This window comes from Kitasatospora sp. NPDC054795, assembly GCF_053611565.1.
Map to the genome: position 1 here is coordinate 41,783 of NZ_JBSHAP010000076.1, position 1,676 is coordinate 43,458.

2 protein-coding genes are annotated in these 1,676 nt (G+C 69.7%); both read left to right on the forward strand.

Features of this window, described 5'->3' with window-relative positions; genetic code table 11:
- Positions 1 to 270: 270 nt before the first annotated feature.
- A complete protein-coding gene (locus ACWGJO_RS25705; RefSeq protein ID WP_380353544.1) occupies positions 271 to 891 on the forward strand; it encodes an ATP-dependent Clp protease proteolytic subunit in 621 nt (206 codons plus the stop codon).
- Between the two features lie 54 nt (positions 892 to 945).
- A complete protein-coding gene (locus tag ACWGJO_RS25710; RefSeq protein ID WP_380546627.1) occupies positions 946 to 1,608 on the forward strand; it encodes an ATP-dependent Clp protease proteolytic subunit in 663 nt (220 codons plus the stop codon).
- Positions 1,609 to 1,676: the final 68 nt, after the last annotated feature.

Sequence of the window (1,676 nt, forward strand, 5' to 3'; positions counted from 1 at the left end):
GCGCCCCCCCCCCCCCCCACTCCCCCCCCGCGCCCCCCCCCCCGGCGCGGGCCCCGGGCCCGCTGTCGTCCCCGCCCGCGGCCACCGCGACCCTGCGCTCACAGCGAACAGTTCTGCGTGAGGGATTCTGCGGCCCGGCCTGCGCGTTAGGGTCCTTGGACAGCACCAATCACGACGTGATACCCGGAAGCTGTGCGACATCGTGACGGCCGTGGAGCGACCGTCCAAACCGACTGAGCAGGTGGCTAAGTGACGTTCCCGCAGATGCAGATGCCTGGCCCGATGGCGCCGCACGCCGCCGCTGGTGACGTGCTCGGCGGCCTTGGCGACCAGGTCTACAACCGGCTGCTCAACGAGCGGATCATCTTCCTCGGCCAGGCGGTCGACGACGACATCGCCAACAAGATCACCGCGCAGCTGCTGCTGCTGGCCGCGGACCCGGACAAGGACATCTTCCTCTACATCAACTCCCCGGGCGGCTCGATCTCGGCCGGCATGGCGATCTACGACACCATGCAGTACATCAAGAACGACGTCGTCACCATCGCGATGGGCATGGCGGCCTCGATGGGCCAGTTCCTGCTCACCGCGGGTGCCCCGGGCAAGCGCTTCTCGCTGCCGAACTCGACGATCCTGATGCACCAGCCCTCCGCGGGCCTCGGCGGTTCCGCCACCGACATCCGCATCCAGGCCGAGCAGCTGCTCCGCACCAAGAAGCGGATGTCCGAGCTGATCGCCCACCACAGCGGCCAGTCCTTCGAGCAGATCACCGCCGACTCCGACCGCGACCGGTGGTTCACCCCGGAGGAGGCCCTGGAGTACGGCCTCATCGACGCGATCATGCACAGCGCCGCGGACGTCCCCGGCGGCGGCGGCACGGGCGCTGCCTGAGCCTCGGCCCGCCCGCGAGACCACAGCCCCAACGCCCCGGAGGACAAGGACCCCATGAACATCCCCAGCCTGTCGGCCGCCCAGGCCCGCGTCGAGGACATGCGCGCCGAGGGCCGCTACATCGTCCCGCGCTTCGTCGAGCGCACCACGCAGGGCATCCGCGAGTACGACCCGTACGCCAAGCTGTTCGAGGAGCGCATCATCTTCCTCGGCTCGCAGGTCGACGACGTCTCGGCGAACGACATCATGGCGCAGCTGCTGTGCCTGGAGTCGATGGACCCGGACCGCGAGATCCAGATGTACATCAACTCGCCCGGCGGCTCGTTCACGGCCCTGACGGCCATCTACGACACCATGCAGTACGTGAAGCCGGACATCACCACGGTCTGCATGGGCCAGGCGGCCTCCGCCGCGGCCGTGCTGCTCGCCGCCGGCACCCCCGGCAAGCGGATGGCGCTGCCGAACGCCCGCATCCTGATCCACCAGCCGTACACCGAGACCGGCCGCGGCCAGGTGTCCGACCTGGAGATCCAGGCCAAGGAGATCTTCCGGATGCGCGAGCAGCTGGAGGAGATGCTCTCCAAGCACTCCAACCGGACGGCGGAGCAGGTGCGCGACGACATCGAGCGCGACAAGATCCTGACCGCCGAGGAGGCCGCCGAGTACGGCCTGATCGACCAGATCATCTCCACCCGCAAGACCTCGCTGACCTCCTGAGGTCGGCACCCTCCCGGCCCGCCCCCGGGTCGGAGGGGCCGTCGGGGCGGGGTGCGCACCCGGGTGCC